This window comes from Blautia sp. OM07-19, assembly GCF_003481595.1.
In the GTDB taxonomy this organism is placed as follows: domain Bacteria; phylum Bacillota; class Clostridia; order Lachnospirales; family Lachnospiraceae; genus Blautia_A; species Blautia_A intestinihominis.
In genome coordinates, this window is the sequence record NZ_QULA01000083.1 from 1 (window position 1) to 1,618 (window position 1,618).

At 39.7% G+C, this 1,618-nt stretch carries 4 protein-coding genes; 1 reads left to right on the forward strand and 3 read right to left on the reverse strand.

The window, feature by feature from the left end; all coding sequences use genetic code 11:
- On the forward strand, window positions 1–196 hold a 196-nt coding region (locus DXC01_RS20450), incomplete at its 5' end, for a hypothetical protein (protein WP_207666862.1).
- On the opposite strand, the gene DXC01_RS19905 is transcribed toward DXC01_RS20450, so the two are convergent.
- From DXC01_RS19905 to DXC01_RS21165, 3 genes are all read right to left on the reverse strand, one after another.
- A complete protein-coding gene (locus tag DXC01_RS19905; protein ID WP_118447473.1) occupies window positions 187–534 on the reverse strand; it encodes a TnpV protein in 348 nt (115 codons plus the stop codon). The two genes, DXC01_RS20450 and DXC01_RS19905, sit on opposite strands and share 10 nt — an antisense overlap.
- Window positions 535–1,010: 476 nt before the next feature.
- Entirely contained in the window at window positions 1,011–1,355 is a 345-nt protein-coding gene (locus DXC01_RS21160) for a hypothetical protein (RefSeq protein ID WP_330427727.1), read from the reverse strand.
- 4 nt (window positions 1,356–1,359) lie between these two features.
- Window positions 1,360–1,618: hypothetical protein (locus tag DXC01_RS21165; protein WP_330427728.1), on the reverse strand; the 259-nt coding region annotated here is incomplete at its 5' end.

Consider the following 1,618-nt stretch of genomic DNA (forward strand, 5'->3'; position numbering starts at 1 on the left):
ATACCTTACCGGATGGGATTTCCACCCATTAAATGCTTCACCCTTAGCTGGACGCACTGCCATGCTCCCATCCTCCTTTCCAGTTCAAAAGAAAAAGACGCAAGCCATATCTTATGACTCACGTCTTACTTCGCTCACAATATTCTATTTTTATCAGTTACCTGCCAGATTAGTTACTGGCAATCCTTATACATAAATCAATTCTTTCAGGATAATCTCTTCTGCAATCGCTCTGTGCTGATTGGCAGCTCTTACCCATGCCATCTGATCTTTCTCCTTATCCGGCAGTAGTTCTTTTTCTTCCAACTGTTTCAGAATCACTTCTTCCCGTTCCCTGGCTGCCTTGTCCACTTCCAGAAGATGCTCTCCAATCGTATCCTGCAGAAGCATCACCTGATAGGTTGAATTTCGATGGTTTTTCAGATAATCTCTGCGAAGAAAACCATACTTGCCAAGTTGCTCCATCTGCTCACCGGATTTATAGGTGAGATTCGGGATCAGATATCCATTTACATTTGTATACGTTAATTTCATTTTATTAGCACTCTCCATTTCTCATCATTTTTTGACCACAAATTTACGACATTTACGACAAATCTGACACTGCTTTACAATACCAGACAAAATGACTGATGCCCCGGAAAGCCTGTAAAACAGGCACTTCCGGGATACACAAGACAGGACAAAAATCGACTTCCATTATCAAGAGGTGAGTGCTAATTATTTTGTGAAGATTTTGTGAACGCTACGAGCCATGCAAAATGGTGAAAAAAGACGCCCTGCTAGTTTACTTACAAAGGCGTCTTTTTTTGCTATTTTATAGGGCGACAGCCCTACAGCGAGGGAATTCTTTCCCGAGCTGTGCATGGCATAACATTCTCTTTCGCACTCGATTTTCTTGGTTTGACCACATTTTTACGACAAATTCTTGGAAAAATATATTTGTCTGATTTTCTTACTACTCCTCATCTCTTTTATTATTAGATTTCAGGCATACTTGCTATTTTCTTCTATTCAGCCTTCCCCTCCGGGAAAATAATTTTAAACACAAAGAAAAAAATCACCATGGAAACTCCACCTGTAATAATTGTCACAAGCATGTTATAGACTGCCGGTGCCACATATGCAGATGCAACTGGCATCCACAGATTATTAAATCCATTACAGATCAGTGAAATTACCACCCATGCAACAAAATACCAGATTGCCTGATACACAGGATTTCCATGGCTTTTAAAAGTAATATTTCTCTGCAGTGGAAAATTGATACACTGTGCAAGAAATGACCCCAGTTCATAACTGATAAAATAGCCAAGTCCACCACCGATCAGTATATTTCCCGTTGCATCACGCAATACATTATACCCCAACAAACTCCATGTAAATTTTACTCCAAACAGATTCATAGAAACCTTTGGCCACATAAATTCTGTACCAGCCAGACCAATTCCCAAAATCCCTGATAAAAATGTAAATACAAGATACTGGAATACTGTCACGCCCATACTGAATATAACAAAATAGAATATCTGATAAAGCCATTTTGCAAGAGCAGAATGTCAGACTGTAGACAAAGCCCTGCTTTTGCAGGGTTTTGCTATTGTTGGAACCGCTTTTC